This is a genomic window from Phenylobacterium kunshanense (genome assembly GCF_003254525.1).
In the GTDB taxonomy this organism is placed as follows: Bacteria; Pseudomonadota; Alphaproteobacteria; order Caulobacterales; family Caulobacteraceae; genus Phenylobacterium; species Phenylobacterium kunshanense.
The window spans coordinates 658,150-682,243 of the sequence record NZ_QFYS01000001.1; the positions used below are offsets into that span (position 1 = coordinate 658,150).

Sequence of the window (24,094 nt, forward strand, 5' to 3'; positions counted from 1 at the left end):
CGCTCGTTTAAGCCGCCCAATCATCCAACGCCTCGGCAAGCGGGATTCGCGATTGCGAATGTCGCTCCCATATAGGCGACGCGCCTGTGGACAAAGGGTTAACGAGGTCTTGCCGTCGGTTCGACATCTGGCAGCGAGGCCGCGCTTCCCTTTTGCCCCCCCATGTTGCAATGTCGCGCCGCGCGACGTCGAAGCGCCCGTTCCGGGCCCGACCGCCGCGCGAAAAAGCCACCCAGCGTCGGGATCGACCGAGTATTCGGTGACGGCGCTTCATCCCTTCCGCGCCCGTACGGACGCGACGAGGAACACACCTGATGAGCTGCGCAGCTCGAGCCACCCATGGCCATGAGGCCTCCCGAGGCGCCGTTTCCGGCGTCGCCGGAGCCCCCGCGCGCGCTCGTCCCCATTGCCGGCAGCGCCAGACCCTGAGGGGCGTGGCGCGCCGCGGAGACTGTAATGCCCAAGACGATGTTGATCGACGCAGCCCACGCGGAAGAGACGCGTGTGGTGGTCGTCGACGGGAACCGCGTTGAAGAGTTCGATTTCGAGAGCCAGAACAGAAAGCAGCTTCGAGGGAACATCTATCTCGCCAAGGTGACGCGCGTTGAGCCGTCCCTCCAGGCGGCCTTCGTCGAATATGGCGGCAACCGTCACGGCTTCCTGGCCTTCAACGAAATCCACCCCGACTACTACCAGATCCCGGTCGCCGACCGCGAAGCCCTGCTGCGCGAGGAAGCCGAGGACCATGAGGACGACCGCCCCGAGCCCCGGGCCCGTAACCCCGAGGACGAGGATGACGTCGATCTCGGCGCCTCCGACGACGAAGACGACGTTATGGAGGAGGAGCTGGCGCGCCGCCGTCGCCGGCTGATGCGCCGCTACAAGATCCAGGAAGTGATCCGCCGCCGGCAGATCATGCTGGTGCAGGTCGTCAAGGAAGAGCGCGGCAACAAGGGCGCGGCCCTGACCACCTACCTTTCGCTGGCCGGCCGCTACGGCGTGCTAATGCCCAACACCGCCCGGGGCGGCGGCATCAGCCGCAAGATCACAACGGTGACGGACCGCAAGCGCCTGAAGAGCGTCGTGGCCAGCCTGGAAGTGCCCGCGGGCATGGGCCTGATCGTGCGTACGGCCGGCGCCAAGCGAACCAAGGCCGAGATCAAGCGCGACTACGACTACCTGCTGCGCCTGTGGGAGAACATCCGCGAGACGACGCTTCATTCGATCGCGCCCGCGCTGATCTACGAGGAAGAGGATCTCGTGAAGCGCACGATCCGCGACCTCTACGACAAGGACATCGACGAGGTCTGGGTCGAGGGCGAGGCCGGCTACAAGGAAGCCCGCGACTTCATGCGCATGCTGATGCCGTCGCAGGCGAAGAAGGTGCAAGCCTATCGCGATCCGACGCCGCTGTTTGTGAAGCACCGGGTCGAGGACCATCTCAGCCAGATCTATTCGCCGGTCGTTCCCCTGCGTTCGGGCGGCTACCTGGTGATCAACCAGACTGAGGCGCTTGTCGCCGTCGACGTGAACTCGGGCCGCGCCACGCGCGAGCGCAACATCGAGGCCACGGCGCTGAAGACCAACATGGAGGCGGCCGAGGAAGCCGCCCGCCAGCTCCGCCTGCGCGACCTCGCCGGCCTGATCGTCATCGACTTCATCGACATGGATGAGGCGAAGAACAACCGGGCGGTCGAGAAGAAGCTGAAGGACTGCCTGAAGGACGACCGCGCGCGGGTCCAGATGGGCAAGATCAGCCCGTTCGGCCTGATGGAGATCAGCCGCCAGCGTCGACGCACAGGCGTGCTGGAAGGCACGACCCACGTCTGCGAACACTGCCAGGGCACTGGTCGCGTACGGTCGGTCGAGTCTTCGGCCCTCGCGTCTCTGCGGGCGCTGGAAATCGAGGCGCTGAAGGGCGGCGGTGAAGCCACCCTTCGGGTGCCGCGGGCCATCGGCCTATACATCCTGAACGAAAAGCGCGCTCACCTCGCGCGGCTGCATCAGGCGTTCGGCCTGTTCGTCACCGTCGTCATCGAGGACGAGATGGCGCACGCCGACCACGCCATCGAGCGGACGTCCATGGAGACCTCGCCCGAGCATGCGGCCGCCCTGGCCGCACCGGTTCAGGGCTATGCGCCACCGTCCACGGACGACGACTACGACGACGAGGCCTTCGAGGACGAGGAAGAGGTCGAAGAGGACGAGGAGGACCTCGAACGCGAGGACACCGACGACGACCAGCCGCATGCCCGCAACCGCCGCGAGGACTCTTCTCGCGACGACGAGGAAGGCGGCCGGCGAGGCCGGCGCCGTCGGCGCCGCGGCCGGCGAGGCGATGAGCCGCGTGAGGATCGGACCGAACGGGAGCCCGCTGAACGCGATCGCCCGGCCCGCGCCGAAACCGAGGAAGACCGGGAGGGCCGCCGCCGTCGCCGGGGTCGCCGCGGTGGTCGCCGGATGCGCGACGACTTCCGCCCGCAGGACGCCTTCTCCTGGGTCCGTCCGTGGGTGCCCTATGGGGACGACCCGTTCGTCTGGTACGATCCGTCCGAGGATCTGAAGCCCCTGGCGTCACCCCAGTCGGCGGCCGGTCCCCGGTCCGCGCCGCCCGCCGTGGCCGCGACCGAGAGCGCGCCCGTTGTTCTTGCTGCGCCCGCGACGCAGAGCGACGACGACATCTGGGTCGAACTGCCGGAAGTCGAGGAGAAGCCCAAGCGAAGCCGCACCCGTCGCGGCCGTGGCAAGGGTCGCGCCGACGACGCCGCGGTCGAGGCGGCTCCTGAAGCCGTCGCAGCGCCGGCGGAACCCGAGCCCGAGTCCCCGGTCGCGTCGGCGCCCGGGCCGGAGACGGTGGACGAAACGCCGGCTAAGCCTAAGCGCACCCGCAGCCGCAAGAAGGCCGCCGAGGCGCCTGCCGAGACCGTCGAAGAGCCTGTGGCGGAGCCTGTCGCGACCGCGCCGGCCGTGGCGGCCCCGGCCGAGCCGGAACCCGAGCCCACGCCGCAGCTCCCGGACCCTAACGAGATCTCCGGCCCCGCGCCGGCGCCTCGCCGGGGCTGGTGGCGTCGCGGCTGATCACTGGCGCCGCCGGGTCTGGTTTTGACCCGGCGGCGACCCCATCTGATCGGCGGCCCATGGTGGAAAAGGGAATTCCACTTTCGGCAAGGCCGCTCTAGCATTCACGGGCTTCGGGGGCGGACGGACGTCGCAAGAGTTGAAGAGCATGGCCTCCCCCTTCCGGTCGGTTTCCCGCATCGCGCTCGCGGCCGCCGCGGCCCTCGGGATGGCGTTGACCGCCGCCCCGGCCACCGCCCAGTCGCTCATTCGGGACACCGAAATCGAGGAGATCCTCAAGAAGGACTCCGAGCCGATCCTCCGCGCCGCCGGGATCAATCCCGACAGCGTCGAAATCCTGCTCATAGGCTCCAAGGAACTGAACGCCTTCGCCGGTCCGCGGGTGATGGGGTTCAACACCGGCCTGATCCTGGAGGCCGACGACCCCAACGAACTGCAGGGCGTGATCGCCCACGAGGTGGGTCACCTGGCCGCCGGCCACAGCGCGCGGCGGGGCGAGATGAGCTCGGCGGGCATGAAGCCGTTCCTGCTGACCATGGGTCTCGGCGTGCTTGCGGCGATCGCCGGTTCGCCCGAGGCTGCCGCCGGTTTGGCCGGCAGTGCGAGCTACTTTGGAACCCTCGGCGCGCTGGGCTTCAGCCGCGAGCAGGAGGGGCGCGCCGACCAGGCAGGTGCGATGCTACTCGACAAGGCCGAGCTGTCAGGGCGCGGCCTCGCCGAATTCTTCGACAACTTTCGCTACCAGGAGGTCTTCGACGAGGCGCGGCGCTATGCGTACTTCCGCAGCCACCCGATCTCGTCGGACCGGATCGAATCACTGCGCCGGAAGGTCCAGGGCCAACCGCACTACGACAAGAAGGACAGCCCCGAAGCCCTGGCTGAGCATGCGATCATGAAGGCCAAGCTGGACGGCTTCCTGAACCCCGGCGTCGCCATCACCAAGTACGACGAGAAGGCCACGGACTATCCGTCGCGCTACGCCCGCGCCATCGCCTACTACCAGCTCAAGGAGCCGGACCGGGCGATCAGGCTGATCGACAAGCTGCTCGAGGAACAGCCGGAAAATCCCTATCTCTGGGAGCTCAAGGGCCAGATCCTGTTCGAGTTCGGCCGCACAGCCGAGGCCGAGGCGCCTCAGCGGCGGTCGGTCGAGCTGAAGCCCGACGCGCCGCTGCTGCGGGTGAACCTGGGCCAGACGCTGATAGCCCTGGATGACAAGGCCAAGATCAACGAGGGCGTGCTCGAGCTGAAGAAGGCCCTGACCCAGGAAGAGGACAACGCCGTCGCCTGGCGCATCCTGGCCGAAGCCTACGACCGCCTCGGCGAAGACGGCCTCGCGCGTCTCGCCACCGCAGAATACAATTACAACATCGGCGACAAGCGCCAGGCTCGCGTTTTCGCCATGCGCGCCCGCGAAATGCTGAACCGCGGCACGCCTGAATGGCGCCGGGCCACGGACATCGTGCTGGTGGCCGAACCGACCCGCGATGACCTTCGCGAACTCGCCCGCGAGGGCTCGGTCGGCTCCACGCGCCGCTGAGACCCCAACGACACCAACCGACCTGGACCTGATGACCCGACCCTACGCCCTGGCCGCCCTCGCCGCGACCACCCTTGCCTTGACGGGCTGCCAGAAGCCTGACGACGAGGCCTTCGGCAAACAGGTGCGCGCCTACCTGCTCGAACACCCCGAGGTGATCGAGGAGGCGATCACTAAGCTGCGTCAGAACCAGATGCTGGAGCAGGCCAAGGCCACAGCGCCGAACGTCGCCCGCTTCCGCCAGCAGCTGGAACGCGATCCGCGCGATCTCGTGATCAACCCGAAGGGCGAGTTCACGATCGTCGAGTTCTTCGACTACCGTTGCGGCTACTGCAAGGTGGTGGCTCCCGAGATGCTGAAGCTGATCCGTGAGAACCCGGACGTCCGCTTCGTGTTCAAGGAACTGCCGATCTTCGGCGAAGTCTCCGACACCGCCGCGCGGATGGCGTTGACCCCGCAGGCCAAGGCCAAGGGTCTGGAACTCCACAAGGCCTGGATGGCCGACCGCGGCCTGGACGAGGCGGCGCTGGATCGGCATCTCACCGAAGTCGGTCTCAATCCTGCCGAGGTGCGCAAGGCGGCCGCCAGCCCAGCCATAGAAGCCCAGTTGCAGGATGTCAGGACCCTCGCGGGCAATCTGGGCCTGCAAGGCACGCCGGCCTTCGTCGTGGGCGACTATCTCATCCCGGGCGCGGACATGAACGCCGTTCGCGCCGCGCTGGCCAAGGTGAAGGCCGAGGCCATGAAGCGGCCCGGCGCCCCGACGTAAAGCGCCCGACCCGACGTCAAGATCGCGTTCTGGTAGACTTCCCCCGACGCTTCATCGAGGGGTGCGACATGATTGAGCGGGTGCTGGTGATCGGAGCTGGCATGGCGGGACTCTGGACGGCGATGGCGCTGGCCGGACCCGGCCGCGAGGTCACGGTTCTCGACCGCGATCCGCCACCGCCGGAGGGCGGCCCCGACACCGCGTTCCAGGATTGGCAGCGCCGCGGCGTAGGCCACCTGCGGCACAGCCATGCGTTCCTCGCCCGCCTGCGCACCCTGGTTCGGGACAAGCACCCGGCGCTGCTGGAGGCGCTGCACGCCGCCGGCGTGCGCGAGCTTGGCTTCGAGGGCTCGCTGACAGCCCGCCACAAGCAGAAGTACGTCCCCGCCCCGATCGATGGCGACCTGGCGATCCTGACCAGTCGGCGCACGACGCTTGAGCTGGTCATGCGCCGCTACGTCGAGGGGTTGGCTGGCGTAACGATGCGCCCGCAGACGTTCGTGAAGACCCTCAGGATCGAGCCCGGATCTCCGCCCACGGTCCGCGGCGTCGTCCTCGAGGACGGGACCGAACTCGACGCCGACATCGTGGTGGACGCCGCAGGCCGCACCTCCCAGGCCTACGAACAGCTCGCCGAAGCCGGCGCGGCCGTGCCCGAGACGTCCGAGCCCTGTGGAGTGGTCTACTTCACGCGCCACTACCGCCTGCTTCCGGGCCAGCAGGAACCGGCCAGGGGGCCGGGCTCGACCACCGGCGACCTCGGCTTCCTGAAGTTCGGCGTCTTCCCCGGCGACAACGGCTGCTTCTCGGTCACCCTCTGTGCGCCCGAAGTCGAGGAGGAGATGCGCAAGTCGATCGTCGACCCCGCGGTATTCGACGGCATGTGCCGCGAACTGACCGGCGTCGCGCCCTGGATCGACCCGGCCCGCGCCGAACCCACCAGCCGGGTCTTCGGCATGGGCCAGCTGGAAAGCCGCTGGCGCGAGCTGGCGCCTGGGGGCGCGCCCGTAGTGCTGGGCTTCTTCCCGGTCGGCGACTGCCTGGTGCGCACAAACCCGCTGTACGGCCGCGGCTGTTCCTTCGCCGCGGTGAGCGCCTATGAGCTGGCGGAAAGCCTGCGCACGAGCGCGGATCCGGCTCAGCGCCTGCTCCGCTATCGCGAGGGTCTGGAGCGCGAGCTTCGCCCCTACTACGACGTCATGCGCCAGGCTGACCGCTCGGCCATCCGCCGCGCCGAGGCCGCGCTTCGCCCGCCCACCAAGGGCTCGCTCAAGGGCCGCATCGTGAAGAGCTTCCTGGAGGACGGCGTTGCCGTGGCCATCCGCGACGATGTCGAGCTGCTGCGCGAGTTCATGCGCGGCTTCCATATGCTGGAGCATCCCCAGGCCTGGCTGAAGCGGCCGAAGAACGTGGCCAAGATCGTGAAGGTCTGGGCCCGCGGCAAGAAGGCCAACGCCGATCTCTATCCCGCCCTGGGGGCCCCAGGCCGGCGCGAACTGCTGGAGGCGGTCGGCGTCTCGGCGACGGCCGATCTTCGCCCGGCCGCCTGAACCCTGGTCGGGTCCGCGCGGCGCGGGAGTTTGATCTTGCCTTCGCCGCCGACGGGCTTCACAGCCAGCGCGACAGGTGAACGGAGCCCTATGCGTATGAAGACCCTGACCGAGTGGCTTTCCGGCCAGGAGACCGCCTCCGATAGACTTCGGCGCGGCGTCGAGCGGATCGGCGCGGCCTGCATCGAGATCGCGGGCCTGATCGAGCGCGCGCCTTTCGAGGGCCAGACCGGCGCCCTCGACAGCTCCAACGTCCAGGGCGAGGTGCAGAAGGCGCTGGACGTCTTGGCCAATGACGTCTTCCTCGCCCGCTGCGCAGAGGAGCCGGCCTTCGCCGCCTTCGCCTCGGAGGAACTCGACGACGTGGTGGCCGGCGCGGCCGGCGGCGACCTCCTGGTGGCCTTCGATCCCCTGGACGGCTCCAGCAACCTCGACGTCTCCATGTGCGTGGGCTCGATCTTCTCCATCCTGCCCGCCCCGGCCGGCAAGGCGGTCATCGAGGCCGTCGACTTCTTCCAGCCCGGCCGCGCCCAACTCGCCGCCGGCTACGCCCTCTATGGCCCCCAGACGATGCTGGTCCTCAGCGTCGGCGGCGAAGTGGCGGGGTTCACCCTGGACCGCGCCAGCGGCGCCTGGCTGCTGACACATCCGGCGATGCAGGTGCCCCCGGACAGCGGCGAATACGCCATCAACGCTTCCAACGAGCGCCACTGGCGTCCAGGCCTCAAGGGCTTCGTCGCCGACATGAAGGCCGGCAAGGACGGGCCTCTCCAGCGCGACTTCAATATGCGCTGGCTGGCGGCGATGGTCGCCGACGTGCACCGCGTCCTCGTCCGCGGCGGCATATTCATCTATCCGGCTGACGCCCGTCCAAAGCTGGCCGACGGCAAGCTGCGCGTCCTCTATGAGTGCGCGCCCATGGCCTACCTGGTGGAGAAGGCCGGGGGCCTGGCCTACGCCGCCAAAGGCCCCATGCTGGACCTCCGCCCCGACACCCTGCACAAGCGCGCGCCCATTCTCCTGGGCTCCCGCAATCTCGTCGCCAAGGCGTGGGAAGCGTCGTCCGGCGACGCGGGATAGACGCACCGGGGCGACCGGACCCAGCCGCCCCCCCCTCGCCCTCAGACGAGCATGGTGTTCGGCGGCAGGCCCACCAGGCTGCGGCCCTGCAGTTCGTACGCGGTGTCCACGTCGAAGACCACGTGGGTGGCGATCGTGTTGATGTCCCGGACCGCCCGCTGGAACGGCTGGTCCAGCATCTGGGCGCTGGAGCCGGCGGCCTCGCCCAGGCACGCCACCGCCTCGCGGCAGAGCGACACCGCGTAGGCGATCTGCGCCCGGCAGCGGATGCGTTCGGCAAGCTGCTCGGTCCCGGCCAGGGCGCCGGCGGCGACATTGTCCCGTCCGGCCTTGCGGATGATCTGCTCGGCGGCATCGATCATCACCGAGGCCCGCCCAAGCCGCATCTGGGCGGCGGGCTTGTCGGCCTGGCGCGACTGCGCGCCCATGCGCACATGTTGTTCCAACCGCGTCCGGTAAGCGTTCAGCGCGCATCGGGCCGCGCCCACCGCCGGAATGGCCGCGGTCATGGCCAGGAACGGCAACATCGGCATGCTGTAGAGCGGGCTGTCGTAGTCCCGCGACCCTGGCGCCTGGCCGCTGATGAGCAGGTCAAACGGCACGGTCCGGGCCTCTGGCACGAACAGGTCCTTCACCGCGATGTCGTTGCTGCCGGTGCCGACCATGCCTGAGACGTGCCAGGTGTCGATCACCTGGGCGTCGGCGGCGGGCAGCAGGCACGTGAGCATCCGCGGCCGATCGCCCTCGCCAGGCACGATCACGCTGCCCATGATCCAGTCGGCATGCATGACGCCCGTGCCCCATTTCCAGCGCGCCGTGATCCGGTAGCCGCCGTCGACCTTCTGGGCCATGCCCGGCGGGTTACTGACCACCGGGGCGACAATGTACGGAAAGTCGCCCCCGAACAGCGCCGCCTGGGTCTCCTTCGGATAGTGCGACAGGAACCAGTTATGCTCCGCGCAGAACGCGGCCGCCCAGCCGGTGGAGGCGCAGGCCTCGGCGATGGGCAGGCTGACGTCGATGAATTGGTCGGTCGTCACCTCCAGGCCGCCGAAGACCTTCGGCACGTACATGTAGAAATAGCCGGACGCGCGAATGGCGTTCCAGATCTCATCCACCGGCCGCCGAAGGCGCTCGGCCTCACCAGCGGCCGCAGAGATACGGGGGGCCAGCGCCTTCATTCGCTCGACCAGGATCTCTGGCGTCAGGGCCGCCAGCTCGGCCGGCGAGAGCCAGTCGCCGCCCGCCGGAATGCGACGGTCGGCGAGCGGCGGGTCCTCGGTTTCGTAGGCCATCGGCGGTGGCTTCAGACCGGTTCCGCGACCGGCGGCGCCGTGTAGGACGCAGCCTTGGTCAGCACCTCGTCCGGAGTCTGCAGGAGGTTCAGGTAGACCTCCTTCGGATAGACCATGTGCGGCTTGTCGGGATCATAGGCCGGCTGGGGCACCGGGCTCGGCCCCGCATAGGCGGCAGGCGCCTTGTAGCGCTGGGCCTCCTCCTTCGAGATGCCCGCCTTGGCCAGTACGGCGGGGTCGATCCAGGCGGCCGGATCCACCGGTTCCTGCGAGGTGGCGACCTCCAGCGTCATCTGGTCAGGACCGGCGAAATAGATCGACTTGCACATGCCGTGGTCGATGGGGCCGATCACGTTGATCCCGTGGCTGCGGATCCGGTCGCGCATGGCCAGCAGGTCGGCCTCGCTGTCGACGCCGAACGCCAGGTGCTGCAGCGTGCCCGGCGCACTGGGCAGAGCGCCCGAACCAGCGTGGGTCTTGCCCACCACGATCGGGATGTCCTTCACCGCCGGAAGCTGGACGATCGAAAAGTAGCTGTGGTCGTTCATCCGCAGGAAGGCGTGCAAGCCCCCGGGTACGCCGTGCATGTCGAAGAGCGCCACCAGCGGGCAGCCCATGACCTGCGAGAAGAACTCGATGTGCTTCTTGATGTCGTCCGCCATGAAGGCGAGGTGGTGGATTCCGGTCGGATGCTGGCTCATGTGGTCTGCTCCCTGGTCGCTCGGCTCTTTTCGGTCAGGAAGCCGCCGAGCACGGCTTCCAGGATCATGTCGTCGTGGGCGGCGCGGGCCGCCGGCGCCTCAGGGTCGACGCCGAACCCGGCGCGCAGAAGCGGCGCGAGATTGATCACGCCCGCCGCAGCGGCCTGCAGCGTGATGACGAGCTGCTCCGGCGGGAACGGCTTCAGGTCGCCCGCCGCGATCGCCTCGCGGACGATCTGCGCCAGGCGCCGGTTGCGCGGTCCGATGAGGTGACGGTCCAGCCATTCCAGTCGCTCGCCGCCGGCCATGCCTTCCAGCGCCACGATGCGCCCGAGCGCGGGATGCTTCCAGCTGATCTGCAGGAACAGGCGCATGGCCATTCGGAGCTGGACTATGGCCGGCATGTCGCGGGCCGCATCCATCAGCCGTTCCTCCTCGGCGATCACCGCCGCCAGGGCCAGCATGGCGCTGCGCCACAGGTGGGCCTTGTCTTGGAAGTGGTAGTGCAGCGTCGGCTGCGAGACCGCCGCCGCCTGGGCGATGCCGCCCAGCGTCACCCGCTCGAACCCCAGTCGCGAGAACTGGTCGAGCGCCACGTCGAGGATGCGCGAGGCGGTGGCCTCCCCCTTCGGCGTCGCAGACCATTCCGGCGTTGGCGTCATCGCGATTGACTCAGAAATCAGATTTCCTGATTTCATAGTCAGGAACCGGCGCCACGACAAGCCGGGGGGCGACTTGGGAGAGAATGCAATGTCGGTGGTTCGCGAGGCGTACGGGTTTGTCCATCCGGACAACAGCCGGTTGAAGGAGGTCTACGGCGGGCCCACGGGCCAGGTGTTCGTCGAGTGCATGCGCATTCGGCCGGACGTCGGCGAGTCGAAGACCGTCATCCTGTTCAGCCACCCGGTGGGCGGCGGCTCGTTCCTGCCGCTGGTCAGCGCCCTGGCCCGGGCGGGCCGGCACGTCATCTACTGCAACCCACGCTACCGGGGGAACGACACCGCCCTGATCATGGAGAAGTGCGTCCTGGACCTCGGCGCCTGCGTCGCCGACCTCAAGAAGCGGTTCGGCTACGAGAAGGTCGTCCTGGGCGGCTGGTCGGGCGGCGGCTCGCTGTCGATGTTCTACCAGGACCAGGCCGAACACCCGACCATCACCGAGACCCCGGCCGGGGATCCGGTGGACATCGCCGGCGCGAACCTCCAGCCCGCCGACGGGGTGCTGCTGCTGGCCGCGCACATCAGCCGCTCGGTGACCATGACCGAGTGGATGGACCCCTCGATCCTCGACGAGAGCCGGCCGTTCGACCGCGACCCCGGCCTGAACATCTACGACCCCGCCTGCCCCGAGAAGGCGCCCTACTCCTCGGAATTCGTCGCCCGGTTCCGCGAGGGCCAGATCGCCCGCAACCGCCGCATCACCGCCTGGGCCAAGGCGCAGCTCGCCGAGCTGAAGGCCAAGGGCGACCCGGACGCCGAGCGCTGCTTCGTGGTCCAAGGCACCATGTGCGACGTCCGCTGGACCGACCCGACCCAGGACCCATCCGACCGGCGGCCCTACACCTGCTACCTGGGCGATCCGAAGATCGTGAACGACGGCCCGGTGGGCCTCGGCCGCTTCACCACCCTGCGGTCTTGGCTGTCGCAATGGAGCTATGACGAGAGCCGCGCCAACGGCATCGCCAATGGCGGCCGGATCAGCTGCCCGACCCTCGTGATCAACAATACCGCTGACCTCGCCTGCACGCCCAGCCACGCCCAGCGCCTGTTCGACGCCGTGGGCTCGACGGACAAGTCGCTCGTCCACATCGAGGGGGCCGACCACTACTACGCCGAACGTCCCGACCTGCTGCCGAAGGCCGTCGCCGCCGTCGGCGGATGGCTCGACGAACGCGGGTTCGCTTGACCGCCGCTGCGGAAGGGGCCTCTCCTCCGGGCCAAGACTTCGCGGAGGACGCCCCATGTCGGACTACAAGCTGCTCATCAACGGCCACCTCGTCGACGGCGACGCGACGCTGGAGGTGATCAACCCGGCGACCGAGGAGCCGGTGGCCGTCTGCGCCCGCGCCTCCAAGGCCCAGCTCGACCAGGCCGTGGCCGCCGCGAAGGCCGCCTTCCCGGCCTGGAGCGCCACGCCGATCGACGAGCGCCGCAAGGCGCTTCTGGCCATCGCCGACGTGATCCAGGCCAACCTGCCCGATCTCGCCCGCCTGCTGACCCAGGAACAGGGCAAGCCGCTGCAGGACGCCATGGGCGAGGTCTTCGGCACGGCGGCCTTCTTCCGCTACTTCGCGAGCCTCGACCTGTCGCCGAAGGTGGTGCAGGACGACGCGACCTCGCGGGTCGAGATCCGCCGCCGTCCGCTGGGCGTGGTGGGCGCGATCGTGCCGTGGAACTTCCCGATGATCCTGATGGCCTTCAAGGTCCCCGCGGCCCTGCTGGCCGGCAACACAGTGGTCCTGAAGCCCGCCCCGACGACGCCGCTGACCGCGCTGAAGCTGGGCGCCCTGATCAAGGACATCCTGCCCCCTGGCGTCCTCAACATCATCACCGACGCCAACGACCTTGGCGGCGAGATGACCAAGCACCCGGACATCCGCAAGATCAGCTTCACTGGCTCGACCGAGACCGGCAAGAAGGTCATGGCCAGCGCGGCGGACGCCCTGAAGCGCGTCTCGCTGGAGCTGGGCGGCAACGACGCCCTGATCGTGCTGGACGACGTCGACCCCAAGGAGACGGCGCCCAAGGTCTACGGCGCGGCCATGCAGAACGCCGGCCAGGTCTGCATCGCGGCCAAGCGGATCTACGTGCACGAGAGCATCTACGACGCCATGTGCGACGAGCTGGCCAAGCTCGCCAAGGAGGCCGTCGTCGGCGATGGCCTGCAGCAGGGCACACAGATGGGCCCGCTGCAGAACAAGCAGCAGTTCGAGAAGGTGCTGGGCTTCATCGAGAGCGCGAAGAAGGACGGCAAGATCATCGCCGGCGGCAACCGCAAGGGCGACAAGGGCTACTTCATCGAGCCCACCGTGGTCCGCGACATCGCCGACGGGTCGAAGCTGGTGGACGAGGAGCAGTTCGGCCCGGTCATGCCGGTGATCAAGTACTCCGACCCCGCCGAGGCGATCGCCCGCGCCAACGCCTCGATCTACGGCCTGGGCGGCTCGATCTGGGCCAAGGACAGCGAGAAGGCCTGGAGCCTGGCGGAGAAGATGGAAAGCGGCAGCGTGTGGGTGAACAAGCACGCCGACCTGCAGCCCCACCTGCCCTTCGGCGGCTCGAAGTTCTCGGGCGTGGGCGTTGAGCTGGGCGAGGAGGGGCTGAAGGAATTCACCCAGATCCAGACCCTCAACATGGCCCGCTGAGGCCAGTGGCAATGCCCGCGGGCGGCGGCGTTGGAGGCGCCCGTCGCCCGCAGGTTCGCCGCGCTCAGAATCGCCAGGTCACGCCTGCGCGAACCGTCCGCGGCTCCACGACCCGGCTGAGCCGTCCCTCCACGGGCGCGGCGTCGAAGCCGGGGATGTAGGATTCGTAGAAGTAGGCGATGTCCTTGTCCCGGCTGCCGAGGACGTTCAGCACGTCGCCATAGACCTCCAAGTGCTCGAACTTGCGCGCGGCGCGCAGGTTGACCACCGTCGAGCCCCGGTCCCGCACCGAATTGTCCTCGATGAGCGGCGACCGCCCGAGGTGACGCACCCGCAGCGAGCCTTCCCAGCCGTCCTTCACCATCGAGATCCCCGCCGCCGCCGCGTTCTCGAAGGCGTTCGGGATATGGTCGTCGTTGCGGTAGCGGGCGTGCGAGGCGGTGTAATTGCCATCCAGCGCCAGCCAGGGCAGCGGCCGCCAGAAGGCCACGAGCTCGATGCCGCGCCGGCGGCTGGCCCCGGTGGGCTCCACGGCGTTGGAGTCGCCCACGAACCGCAGTTCGCTACCCACCGACAGGCGCCAATAGGTCGCCGTGAGGCTGAACCTCCCAACTTGCAGGCGCGCGCCGGCCTCCTCGCCCGTCCCCTTCACCAGCAGCGGTACCGGCGTCGCCGCCACCGTCCCGCGCGCGTCGTTGGAATGGAAACCGCGGCCCCCGTTTGCGTAGAGCTCCAGCCAGTCGGCCACGGCATAGGCGGCCGACAGCTTCGGCGAGAGGATGGCGTCGTCCGCCGAGCCCTCGCCCAGCGCGGCAGCCGCCGCATCGCGCGCGGCGACGTCGGCGGCGTAGGCGTCCGCCCGCAGCCCCCCGATCAGCCGCAGCCGGGCGGTCGGCCGCCAGGTCGCCTCGGCGAATCCCGCCCCCGAGGCTTCCTCGACGCGGTAGAGGCCCAGCGACTGCACGAACGCTCGTCCGCTGGTCTGGATGACGCCCACCTTGCCGATGTCGTCGTAGCGGGCCTCGACCCCCGCCCTCAGCGAAAGGCTCGGTGAGACGTCCCAGCTCCGCTCGGCCCTCAGCCCCAGCACCCAGCGGCGGTCGAACTGGTGGATCTGGGCGCTAGAGCCGTCTGGATTCGCATAGGTCGGGTTCGAGAACATGTCCCAGACGTAGCGCTGGGCGTAGGCATTGGCCTTCCACCCCGCGCCCAGCAGCCGCGCATTGAGCACCACACGGGTCGTCTCCCCCGTCGCGGTGGGATCGGGCGAGCAGTAGACATCTGGACAGGCCGCCGACCCGACGATCCGCTCGGGAACCTGCTCGGTCGGCCGCCACGTCCCTCGATAGGCCTGCGCCGTCACCTCCAGGCGACCGACGTCAAGATCCCGCTGGTATTTCCCGAACGCCGCGTAGTGGCGCAGGCGCTCCGCCTGCTCCCAAGGGCCGTCATAGACCCTGGCCTCGCCCACGAGCGTCAGCCGGCCGCCGGAAGAATCGTCTACGCTGCCGCCCGCCGCCACCCGGCCATGTCCCCGCACCCCCGCTTCCAACGCCGCCCAGGGTCGATCGAACGCGTCGATGGTGGTCATGTAGGCCGCACCGGCCAGGGCGAAGTCGCCACCGTCGGCGCGATACGGACCCTTTCGGAAGTCCTCGCGGACGATCACCTCCGGGATCAGCCCGTTCAGGTCGAGGTAGCCGTGGCCGTGGCCGTGCGTGCGGAAGTTCATCTGCACGTCGTCGATGTAGGTCGTGAAGTCCGACCCGTGGTCCAGGTTGAAGCCGCGCAGGAAATACTGGTTGGCCTTGCCGGTCCCCGAGTGCTGTGCAGCGATCAGCCCCGGCACGGCCTCAAGCAGCTCGGCCGTCCGCAACAACGGCCGCACCAGCAGATCCGAGCCCGCCACCGTGCCCTCGCTCGCCGCATGGGCGACGCCGATCTTGGCCTCGCCGCGCCCGAAGACCACGATCTCCTCGACGTCGCGCGGAGCCGTTCCCACCGCCTCGCCCGCGACGGCCGGGCCGGCCGTCATCACGCCCGCCAGGAACAGCCCGGAAACTCGCACCATCTTCACCCCCATTGATCGGGCGGTGATGTGCGGCGTCGTGGGCGGTGGGGCAGTACGGAACGGTTGCGAGCGGCCGTTACAGTCCGGGGCGTAACCTCAGATCAGCCCGTTAAGGGGCGACGAGGCGCTGGCGTACAGCCGCTTGGGCATCCGGCCGGCGAGGTAGGCCTCCCGGCCGGCGATCACCGCGTGCTTCATGGCGCGCGCCATGCGGATCGGGTCCTTGGCCTCGGCAATCGCGGTGTTCATCAGCACCGCGTCGCAGCCCAGTTCCATGGCGACGACCGCGTCCGAGGCCGTGCCGACCCCGGCGTCCACCAGCACCGGCACCTTCGATTGCTCGATGATCAAGCCGAGGTTGAGCGCGTTCTGGATGCCGCGGCCCGAGCCGATCGGAGCGGCGGCCGGCATGATGGCGGCGGCGCCCGCCTCCTCCAGCTTCTTGGCGTAGACCGGGTCGTCCGAGCAGTAGACCATCACCTGGAAGCCGTCTGCGATCAGCAGCTTCAGCGCCCGCAGGGTCTCCTCCATATCGGGCAGCAGGTGGGGCGTGTTGGAGAGCACCTCCAGCTTCACCAGGTCCCAGCCGCCTGCCTCGCGCGCCAGGCGCAGGGTGCGGACGGCGTCCTCCCCCGTGAAGCAGCCCGCGGTGTTCGGGAGAAAGGTGAAACGGTCGGGCTTCACATGGTCCACCAGCATCGGCTGGCTGGGGTCGCTGAGATTCACGCGGCGCAGGGCCACCGTCACGATCTCAGCCCCCGCGGCTTCGGCAGCGGCGGCGTTCTGGGCGTAGTCCTTGTACTTGCCGGTGCCCACGATCAGGCGGGAGCGGAACGTGCGGCCAGCGACGGTCCAGGTGTCCTCGGCATGAGAAGAACCGTCCATGTCAGCCGCCTCCGATAAAGTGCACGATCTCGATCCGGTCGCCATCCATCAGCGCCGTGACCGCATAGGATGAGCGCGGAACGATCTCCAGGTTCCGCTCGACGGCCACCTTGCGCGTATCCAGGCCCAGCGCCGCTACGAGGCCGGCGACGTCGCGGACGTCGTCTTCAAAGGTGCGGGTTTCGCCGTTGACGGTGAGACGCAAAAGGGTGGCTCCAAGTCGGCTTGCTTGTGGCCTTAGCCGGCGACCGTTACAAGGGCCCGGAATCGAGCGGCGGAGCCGAATGCCGAAACCGATCTATGTGCTGAGCGGGCCGAACCTCAACCTGCTGGGGACCCGCGAGCCCGAGATTTACGGACATCAGACCCTGGACGACGTGCGAGCCCTCTGCGAGGCGCGTGCGAAGGCCAGGGGATACGGTGTCGTGTTCCGCCAGTCGAACCACGAGGGACAGCTCGTGGACTGGATCCAGGAGGCGCGGACCGACGCCGCCGCCCTGGTGCTCAACCCGGCCGCCTACGGCCACACCTCCATCGCCATTCTCGACGCGCTGAAGATGCTCAGCATCCCGGTGATCGAGTGCCACCTCTCGAACCCCGCCGCGCGCGAGGCGTTCCGGAGGGAAACCTATGTGTCCCTCGCCGCCACGGGAGTCGTCTCCGGCTTCGGCGCGGCGAGTTACGAGTTGGCCGTCGAGGCCGCCGCGGGCCTGCTGGCCCGCTAAGCTAGATTCAAGAGACAAGGGCCGTTTCCATGCCAACCTCTTCCAAGGCGCCCGCCGATCCGTTCGACGCACGCCTGGTGCGCAAGCTGGCCGATATCCTCACCGAGACCGGCCTGTCGGAAATCGAGGTCGAACAGGGCGAGTTGAAGATCCGCGTCGCCAAGACGCTGACCGCCGCGCCCGTGCAGCATGTGGTCGCCGCGCCGGCGCCGGTCGCCGCACCAGCCGCTCCCGCGAGCGCGCCTACCGCCGCGCCGGCCGCTGACGCCGCCCCGGCCCGCGCCGCCGGCGACGAGGTGAAGTCGCCGATGGTCGGCACGGTCTACCTGCAGCCGAACCCCGGCGCGCCCGCCTTCGTGAAGGTCGGCGACACGGTCGAAGCCGGCCAGACCATGTTCATCGTCGAGGCGATGAAGACCATGAACCCGATCCCCGCCCCGCGCGGTGGCAAGATCGTGCAGATCCTGGTCGAAGACGCCCAGCCCGTGGAGTTCGGTGAACCCCTGGCCATCATCGAGTAGCCAGATGTTCGACAAGATCCTCATCGCCAACCGGGGCGAGATCGCGCTGCGCGTCCACCGGGCGTGCAAGGAGATGGGCATCTCCACCGTCGCCGTGCACTCCGAGGCCGATTCCAACGCCATGTGGGTGCGCCTGGCCGACGAGAGCGTCTGTATCGGCCCGCCGCCCGCCGCCAAGAGCTACCTGCACATCCCTGCCATCATAGCGGCGTGCGAGATCACAGGCGCCCAGGCCGTACACCCCGGCTATGGATTCCTCTCCGAGAACGCCCGCTTCGCCGAGATCGTCACCGCCCACGGCTTCACCTTCATCGGCCCCAAGGCCGAGCACATCCGGCTGATGGGCGACAAGATCACCGCCAAGCAGGCGGTGAAGGAAGCCGGCATTCCCGTGGTGCCCGGCTCCGACGGCGCCGTGACCACCGAGGAAGAGGCCATCGCCGCGGCGAAGGAGATCGGCTTCCCGGTGCTCATCAAGGCGGCCGCCGGCGGCGGCGGCCGCGGCATGAAGGTCGCCAAGACCGAGGACGACCTCATCGAGGCCGTCCAGACGGCCCGCTCCGAGGCCAAGGCGGCCTTCGGGGACGATGCGGTCTACATGGAGCGCTACCTCCAGACGCCGCGCCACATCGAGCTGCAGGTCGTGGCCGACAGCCACGGCAACGTGGTCCACCTGGGCGAACGCGACTGTTCGCTCCAGCGTCGTCACCAGAAGGTGCTGGAAGAAGCCCCCTCCCCCGTGATCGACGCCGCCGCCCGCGCCAAGATCGGCAAGGTGGTGGTCGATGCGGTGCGCGCCATCGGCTATCTGGGCGTCGGCACCATCGAGTTCCTCTACGAGAACGGCGAGTTCTTCTTCATCGAGATGAACACCCGCCTGCAGGTGGAGCATCCGGTCACCGAGGCCATCACCGGCATCGACCTGGTCCGCGAACAGATCCGCATCGCCGCCGGCCTGCCGCTGTCGTTCAAGCAGTCGGACGTGGTCTTCGAGGGCCACGCCATCGAATGCCGGATCAACGCCGAGAACCCGAAGACCTTCGCTCCCTCGCCGGGCCTGGTCACCGATTTCCACGCGCCGGGCGGCCTCGGCGTACGCATGGATAGCGCGCTCTACGCCGGCTATTCGATCCCACCCTACTACGACAGCCTGATCGGGAAGCTGATCGTCCACGGTCGGGATCGCGAGGAGTGCATCGCACGCCTCAACCGCTGTCTGGGCGAGATCGTGGTCGGCGGCATCGACACCAACATCCCCCTCTTCCAGGACCTGTTGCACCAGCAGGACATCCTGGAGGGCGACTACAACATCCACTGGCTCGAGCGGTGGATGGCGAGCCAGGCTGGCTAGCCCTTTCGAAACCGGACAGTGACGCTGAGCCCCGGCTCGGCGTCGGCCGTCTCGATGTGCGCACCCAGCCGATCCGCGGCCGCGGCCACCAGGCTGAGCCCCAGGCCGAAGCCATCGCTGTCCGCGCGGCTGCGATAGAAGCGCTCGAAGATCCGCGCGCGCTCGGCCGCCGGCACGCCGGGACCGTTGTCGGAGACGCTGACCAGGACCTCCCCGCCCGCACGGCGCGCTTTGAGACGCACGGCTCCGCCCGGCGGCGCATACTTCACGGCGTTGTCGAGAAGATTGCTGACCATCTGGAAGATGAGGTCCCGGTCGCCCGGCACACGGAGCCCGACCGGCGCTTCGACCGTCAGGGTCTGGCCCCGGTCCTCCGCCGCCGGAGCGTGCAGATCCGCGGCGTCCTCCAACAGCCCCGACAGGTCGACCTGCTGCATCGGCAGGGCCGGTCCGCTCTGCAGGCGCGCGATGCGCAGGAGCGCCTCGAACATCGACTGAAGCCGATCGGCTTCTTCCAGCGCGGCCGCGGTCCGCCGGCGGCCTTCTTCCGGATCACCCGCGGCGGCCAACTCCTCCAGCTCGGCCCGCAACCGGGTCAGCGGCGTTCGCAGTTCATGGGCGATGTTGTCCGAGACCCGGCTGATCGAGGCCACCAGCCCCTCGATGCGGCCCAGCATCTCGTTGAGCGTGGCGGCAAGCTGATCGAAGTCGTCTCCGCTGCCGCGCAGCGCCACCCGCCCCGAGAGGTCACCGCCGATCACCGCCCGCGCGGCGCGGTTGATGCTCTCCAGCCGCTGCGAGATGGCAAAGGTCATCACGACGCCGCCCAGCACGCCCAGCGCCAGGGTCATGCCCGTACCCCACGACAGCGCCTCCATGATGAGGTCCTCACGCTCGTCGAGATCCTCCGTGTCGAGTCCGACCAGCAGGCGGTAGCCGCCCGAAAGCCGAAGGTCGCGGACCACCGCCTCGTGCTCCTCCTCGGCCCCCCGCGCATAGGTGCCGAACTCGTACCTCTGCCACTCGGGCCCGGCGACCATGGGCCAGTCGATAAGGTTGGCCGCAACCACGGCGCCGCCAGGAGCCACAAGGACGTGGTAGGGCAGCCGGCCCTGCGATGTCTTCGCCCGACGCTCCAGTGCACGGATCAATTCGTCGCGGCCCTTGGCTTCGTAGATGCGGACGAGTTGATCGCTCTCCTGTCGGACCTGCCGCTCCACGTCCTGCAGCGGCCGCCAGACGCCACCCGTATAGCTCACGGCCAGCATCAGTCCGACCGAGGCATAGAACAGCGCCATGTAGACCAGCGTGAGCCGGAAGGTCAGGCTGCGAAGCGGATTGCGCGGGATCATGCGCGCAGGCTGTAGCCGGCGCCGCGGATCGTCTGGAGCAGCGGCGGGCTGAAGTCCTTGTCGATCTTCTGCCGCAGGCGGCTCACGTGCTGGTCGATGATGTTGGTCTGCGGGTCGAAGTTGTAGTCCCAGACCGCCTCCAGCAGCATGCTGCGGCTGACCACGCGGCCAGCGCTGCGCAGCAGGTATTCCAGCAGCGCGAACTCCCGGACCGTGAGGTCGATGGTCTTGCCGCCTCGCGTGACCGTGCGGGTCAGGAGGTTCATGTGCAGGTCGGCGAGGCCGAGTTCCGTGGTCTCCTGGACCACGCCTTTCCGTCGGCTGAGGGCTTCGACCCGGGCCAACAGTTCGGAGAAGGCGAAGGGCTTGGTGAGATAGTCGTCTCCGCCGGCGCGCAGCCCCTTCACCCGATTGTCCACATCACCGAGGGCCGATAGGATCAGGACCGGCGTTCCGTCTCCCGTGGCGCGCATGGTCTGGAGGATCTTCAACCCGTCGACGTGGGGCAACATGCGGTCGAGGATGATGACGTCGTAGCTCTCGGCGGCGACGCGATACAGCGCCTCACGACCGTCCGCCACGTGGTCGACCAGCCAGCCCTCGGCCTTCAGGCCCTTGACGATGTGGCCAGCGACCCGCGCGTCATCCTCCACGACCAGCACGTGCATGCCGAACTCCGGTCAGTCGTCGATCACCGGCGTGATCGCGCCCGTCATCAGGTCGACGCGGACGTCTCGGTCCGCCGCGCCAGCCAGCTCCACGTCGTAGTAGTGCCGCCCGCCCGCGCGCTCCAGCCCGATCTCGGTGACCCGCCCATGGGTGGAACGCTCGATCAGTTCGATCGTCTCCGAGAGGCTGCGAGGCGCGCCTTGGGCCGCCTTGGCGTCCTGGTTGGCGAATGGAATCCTTAGCCGGGTCGGTGTGGTGTGTCGGATCAGCCGGCCTGTGGTTGCATCGATGTGGGCTTCGATCGGTCGCCCGGCCTTCACCAGATCGACCTCGTAGACGAGTTGGCCGCCCGAACGGTCGAGCTCGGCGTCGAAGGCGCGAGCGCCCAGTTCGGTCTCAGCCGTCGCCACCGCCTGCGACAGCGACACGATCCGCGGCTGCGCGGCCTGTACAGCGGACTGGGCCATTGCCGGCGCGGCAAGGATGACGGCGGCGCCGACGAAAAGGGCGGTGGTGGTCTTGGTCATCTCAGTACTCCTCATGCGGCCCCCGCATCCGACCATCTAGGAGCGGCGGATGTCGCCGGCCTTCCCGCTCCATTTGGTTTTCGTCACGCAGGCCGCGCACACGCCCGATCACGCCGCACATCTGTTCGACGGCAGACGAGAGAGGCAGGTCGGCGGCCCGGGCGCCGGGCAGGATCCGATGCGTCGGATGCGTCTGCCGGACGATGGCGCACGCCAGATCCGAAGCCTCCGGCGAAGCGAGGACGCCATAGCGTCCATGCCCCAGGGCCTCCGGCGCGCTTCCGGCCGTCCGGGCCGCGACGATCGGCACGCCGCAGGCCAGCGCTTCCAGCAGGCTGTTGGAGGCCCCTTCCCAGCGCGACGGCAGCACATAGGCCGCCGCGCGGGCGACCAAGGGGAACGGGTTGGCGACCTCGCCCTCGAAACGAACCGCTTCAGCAAGCCCCAGGGCAGCCGCCTGTCGCGCCAGGCGGCGCTGCTCTCGCGCCCGCGCCCGCCCCAGGATCAGGAGGCGGAGGCCCGACCTGCCTGCCGCCCGCGCCAGCGCGAGCGCCTCGACAAGCACGCCATAGTTCTTCTGCGGATGCAGTCGGCCGACGGCCACCAGATACGGCGCCCCCTCGACCACCCAGGGATGATCGCACGGCGCTCTCGCGAGGCGTTCCACCCGACGCGCGTCGACGCCGTTCGGAACGACCTCCACCCGCCCCCCGCGCCTGGCGGCGATGAGCGCCTTCCGCCGGGCGATGGCGTCCGAAACGCAGACGAGGCGCGTCGCGTCGGCCGCCACCAGGGCGAGGGACGCGTCTCGGGCCGGGCGCAGCGGATCAAGGCCACCGCCATGGAGCGGATCATTGCTGATCCGGTAGACCCGAGGAACCCCGCCCATGCCCCGGAGCGCCGCCCAGACGACCAGGTGGGCGTGGTTGCCCATGGACACGACGACCGACGGGCGCGCCTCGGCCAGGCACTTCCGCAGGCGCCACAGCGCCAGCGCCAGGGCCAGCCACCGCGGGCCTGGCGTACGGCCCAGTCGCCGCACGCAGACGCCCTCCAACTCCCCGGCCAGCGGGCCGCCCTCGAGACAAACGACCATCACTGGCGTCCGGCGGCGGGCCAGGGCATTCGCGACATGGACCGTGTTGCGCGCCACGCCATCGCCGCCCAGGGCCGCGCAGAAGAGGACAATGGGACCAGAACTCGCCATCTGCCCGTGATGCGAGGGCCCGATGGGAAGCCGATCGCTCCCACATTTGCTTTTCGCCATGTTCCGGCGACGCCAAGGCGCGCTAGACGTCGGCCATGCACGGCTTCGACGCCCGCGACCTGCTGGACTGCTACGCCCGTGGCGTCTTCCCGATGGCGGACGCGCGGGAAGACGCGAGCGTCTTCCTGATCGATCCCGAGCGGCGCGGCGTGATCCCGCTCGATCGCTTCCACGTCTCCCGTCGCCTGGCCCGCACAGTGCGGGGCGATCCGTTCGAAGTCCGCACGGACACGGCCTTCCATGAGGTCGTGCTGGCCTGCGCCGCCTCTGGACCGGGCCGGACTGAAACCTGGATCAACAGGCCGATCGAACGACTCTATGTGCGGCTCCACGAGCTGGGCCACGCCCATAGCGTCGAGTGCTGGCAGGGTGGTGAGCTGGTCGGCGGCCTCTATGGCGTCTCGCTGCGCGGGGCCTTCTTCGGCGAGAGCATGTTCTCACGCCGGCGCGACGCCTCCAAGGTGGCGCTGGTGCATCTGGTCGCCCGGCTCGTCGCTGGGGGTTACCGCCTGCTCGACGCCCAGTTCATGACCGAGCATCTCGCCCAATTCGGGGCCGAGGAGATCCCACGCGCCGAGTATCATCGCCGCCTCGCCTGGGCCCTGAAGGCCGAGGGCGACTTCTACGGGTTGGGCGACTCGGACCCGCTCGCCTTGGGAGCAGGCGCAGGTGATGCATCCGTCGAGACAGCCGGCGCGGCGACCTTGGCCGGAGGAAGGTCGAGCATCTTCGGTGCGGCTGGCTCGGCGGCCGGGGGCGCCTTGACCGCTGGGGCGGCGGGCGCGGCCGAGGCGACGCTGGGTCCAGGCGCGCTGGCCCTGCAGCTGATCACCCAGGCGTCGTAGGAGGCGTGCTCCACCGGGTTCAGCCCTGGTGAGGACGCGAACATCCAGCCCTTGAACGCCTGCTTCGGCGCCGGCGTGGGCCGACCGGGCTGGGGTCTCGGCTGGGAGTCGATGGTCAGATAGACGATGGCGTCGTCGATCGCCTCGTCCGGAGCCGAGCGCTCGCAGGCGCGGACCGTGAACACAAGCCCCTTCCAGCGGACCGGCCGGCCCACGGCGGCCTCGAACCGCAAGGTCTCGGCGGTGACCTTGTCCAAGGCCTGGAGCACCGCCACGTCATACCGCGCCCGACGGATGGGCTGGGCAGCCGGCTTCTCGGCAACCTGTTCTTTTGGCGGCGCGGCCGGAGCGACCTCCTCGGCCTTCACGGGGGGCGCGACCGCGGGCGCGGGCGCCGTGACGGTCGCTGGCGGAGCCTCCTCGGGAGGCGCGCCAGCGACGGGGGGCGCCGGCGCCGGGTCCGCGACCGGAGCCGCGGGGGCCGTCGGTTGCGCGGAGACCATG

General features: G+C 69.1%; 21 protein-coding genes and 1 pseudogene. 11 read left to right on the forward strand and 11 right to left on the reverse strand.

What is annotated here, in order from left to right:
- Positions 1-456: 456 nt before the first annotated feature.
- The 5 genes from DJ019_RS03385 to DJ019_RS03405 all read left to right on the forward strand — a co-directional run bounded on the left by DJ019_RS03385 (position 457) and on the right by DJ019_RS03405 (position 8,017).
- The gene (locus DJ019_RS03385; RefSeq protein WP_111274552.1) at positions 457-3,078 is read left to right on the forward strand and encodes an Rne/Rng family ribonuclease; all 2,622 of its coding nucleotides are present in this window, start codon (positions 457-459) and stop codon (positions 3,076-3,078) included.
- A 148-nt stretch (positions 3,079-3,226) separates the two neighbouring features.
- Entirely contained in the window at positions 3,227-4,618 is a 1,392-nt protein-coding gene (locus DJ019_RS03390) for a M48 family metalloprotease (RefSeq protein ID WP_111274553.1), read from the forward strand.
- Positions 4,619-4,649: 31 nt separating this feature from the next.
- Positions 4,650-5,387 carry a DsbA family protein gene (locus DJ019_RS03395; protein WP_111274554.1) on the forward strand — a complete coding sequence of 246 codons (738 nt, stop codon included), beginning with the start codon at positions 4,650-4,652 and terminating at the stop codon, positions 5,385-5,387.
- A 68-nt stretch (positions 5,388-5,455) separates the two neighbouring features.
- The gene (locus DJ019_RS03400; protein WP_111274555.1) at positions 5,456-6,937 is read left to right on the forward strand and encodes an FAD-dependent oxidoreductase; all 1,482 of its coding nucleotides are present in this window, start codon (positions 5,456-5,458) and stop codon (positions 6,935-6,937) included.
- Between the two features lie 90 nt (positions 6,938-7,027).
- Positions 7,028-8,017: a class 1 fructose-bisphosphatase gene (locus DJ019_RS03405; protein ID WP_111274556.1), complete on the forward strand. Its 990-nt coding sequence runs from the start codon at positions 7,028-7,030 to the stop codon at positions 8,015-8,017.
- Positions 8,018-8,058: 41 nt separating this feature from the next.
- On the opposite strand, the gene DJ019_RS03410 is transcribed toward DJ019_RS03405, so the two are convergent.
- The 3 genes from DJ019_RS03410 to DJ019_RS03420 are packed head-to-tail and all read right to left on the reverse strand — an operon-like array spanning position 8,059 to position 10,675.
- Positions 8,059-9,312, reverse strand: a complete 1,254-nt coding sequence (locus DJ019_RS03410) for an acyl-CoA dehydrogenase family protein (RefSeq protein ID WP_111274557.1) — start codon at positions 9,310-9,312, stop codon at positions 8,059-8,061.
- Positions 9,313-9,323: 11 nt separating this feature from the next.
- Positions 9,324-10,013, reverse strand: a complete 690-nt coding sequence (locus tag DJ019_RS03415; protein WP_111274558.1) for a VOC family protein — start codon at positions 10,011-10,013, stop codon at positions 9,324-9,326.
- Entirely contained in the window at positions 10,010-10,675 is a 666-nt protein-coding gene (locus tag DJ019_RS03420) for a TetR/AcrR family transcriptional regulator (RefSeq protein ID WP_165843878.1), read from the reverse strand. The genes DJ019_RS03415 and DJ019_RS03420 overlap by 4 nt, the downstream gene beginning before the upstream one ends.
- Before the next feature lie 88 nt (positions 10,676-10,763).
- Between DJ019_RS03420 and DJ019_RS03425 the strand changes: the two genes are divergently transcribed.
- Positions 10,764-11,918, forward strand: coding sequence for an alpha/beta hydrolase family protein (locus DJ019_RS03425; protein ID WP_111274560.1), 1,155 nt, complete (start codon positions 10,764-10,766; stop codon positions 11,916-11,918).
- 55 nt (positions 11,919-11,973) lie between these two features.
- Entirely contained in the window at positions 11,974-13,377 is a 1,404-nt protein-coding gene (locus DJ019_RS03430; RefSeq protein ID WP_111274561.1) for an aldehyde dehydrogenase family protein, read from the forward strand.
- Positions 13,378-13,441: 64 nt separating this feature from the next.
- Here the strand turns inward: DJ019_RS03430 and DJ019_RS03435 are convergent, their stop codons facing one another.
- The 3 genes from DJ019_RS03435 to thiS all read right to left on the reverse strand — a co-directional run bounded on the left by DJ019_RS03435 (position 13,442) and on the right by thiS (position 16,538).
- The gene (locus tag DJ019_RS03435; protein ID WP_205854075.1) at positions 13,442-15,448 is read right to left on the reverse strand and encodes a TonB-dependent receptor; all 2,007 of its coding nucleotides are present in this window, start codon (positions 15,446-15,448) and stop codon (positions 13,442-13,444) included.
- Between the two features lie 96 nt (positions 15,449-15,544).
- Complete coding sequence (locus DJ019_RS03440) at positions 15,545-16,333, reverse strand: thiazole synthase (RefSeq protein ID WP_111274563.1); 789 nt, start codon at positions 16,331-16,333, stop codon at positions 15,545-15,547.
- A gap of 1 nt (position 16,334) precedes the next feature.
- A complete protein-coding gene (thiS, locus tag DJ019_RS03445; protein WP_111274564.1) occupies positions 16,335-16,538 on the reverse strand; it encodes a sulfur carrier protein ThiS in 204 nt (67 codons plus the stop codon).
- Between the two features lie 79 nt (positions 16,539-16,617).
- Between thiS and aroQ the strand changes: the two genes are divergently transcribed.
- The 3 genes from aroQ to accC are packed head-to-tail and all read left to right on the forward strand — an operon-like array spanning position 16,618 to position 18,930.
- Positions 16,618-17,058 carry a type II 3-dehydroquinate dehydratase gene (gene aroQ, locus DJ019_RS03450; RefSeq protein WP_111274565.1) on the forward strand — a complete coding sequence of 147 codons (441 nt, stop codon included), beginning with the start codon at positions 16,618-16,620 and terminating at the stop codon, positions 17,056-17,058.
- Between the two features lie 29 nt (positions 17,059-17,087).
- Entirely contained in the window at positions 17,088-17,579 is a 492-nt protein-coding gene (gene accB / locus DJ019_RS03455) for an acetyl-CoA carboxylase biotin carboxyl carrier protein (RefSeq protein WP_111274566.1), read from the forward strand.
- 4 nt (positions 17,580-17,583) lie between these two features.
- Positions 17,584-18,930: an acetyl-CoA carboxylase biotin carboxylase subunit gene (gene accC / locus DJ019_RS03460; RefSeq protein WP_111274567.1), complete on the forward strand. Its 1,347-nt coding sequence runs from the start codon at positions 17,584-17,586 to the stop codon at positions 18,928-18,930.
- On the opposite strand, the gene DJ019_RS03465 is transcribed toward accC, so the two are convergent.
- Genes DJ019_RS03465 through DJ019_RS03480 form a run of 4 tightly spaced genes read right to left on the reverse strand, consistent with a single transcriptional unit; the run spans position 18,927 to position 22,685 of the window.
- Positions 18,927-20,282, reverse strand: coding sequence for a sensor histidine kinase (locus DJ019_RS03465; protein ID WP_111274568.1), 1,356 nt, complete (start codon positions 20,280-20,282; stop codon positions 18,927-18,929). The genes accC and DJ019_RS03465 overlap by 4 nt on opposite strands.
- Complete coding sequence (locus DJ019_RS03470; RefSeq protein ID WP_111274569.1) at positions 20,279-20,950, reverse strand: response regulator transcription factor; 672 nt, start codon at positions 20,948-20,950, stop codon at positions 20,279-20,281. The genes DJ019_RS03465 and DJ019_RS03470 overlap by 4 nt, the downstream gene beginning before the upstream one ends.
- Positions 20,951-20,962: 12 nt before the next feature.
- A complete protein-coding gene (locus DJ019_RS03475) occupies positions 20,963-21,478 on the reverse strand; it encodes a PepSY domain-containing protein (RefSeq protein WP_165843879.1) in 516 nt (171 codons plus the stop codon).
- A gap of 1 nt (position 21,479) precedes the next feature.
- Positions 21,480-22,685 carry a glycosyltransferase gene (locus DJ019_RS03480; RefSeq protein ID WP_165843880.1) on the reverse strand — a complete coding sequence of 402 codons (1,206 nt, stop codon included), beginning with the start codon at positions 22,683-22,685 and terminating at the stop codon, positions 21,480-21,482.
- Between the two features lie 95 nt (positions 22,686-22,780).
- Here DJ019_RS03480 and aat point away from each other — a divergent pair.
- A pseudogene (gene aat, locus DJ019_RS03485) lies at positions 22,781-23,377 on the forward strand (leucyl/phenylalanyl-tRNA--protein transferase); the annotation flags it as partial.
- On the opposite strand, the gene DJ019_RS21315 reads toward aat, so the two are convergent.
- Entirely contained in the window at positions 23,368-24,093 is a 726-nt protein-coding gene (locus DJ019_RS21315; RefSeq protein ID WP_111274766.1) for a DUF2155 domain-containing protein, read from the reverse strand. The pseudogene aat and the gene DJ019_RS21315 sit on opposite strands and share 10 nt — an antisense overlap.
- Position 24,094 lies beyond the last annotated feature (1 nt).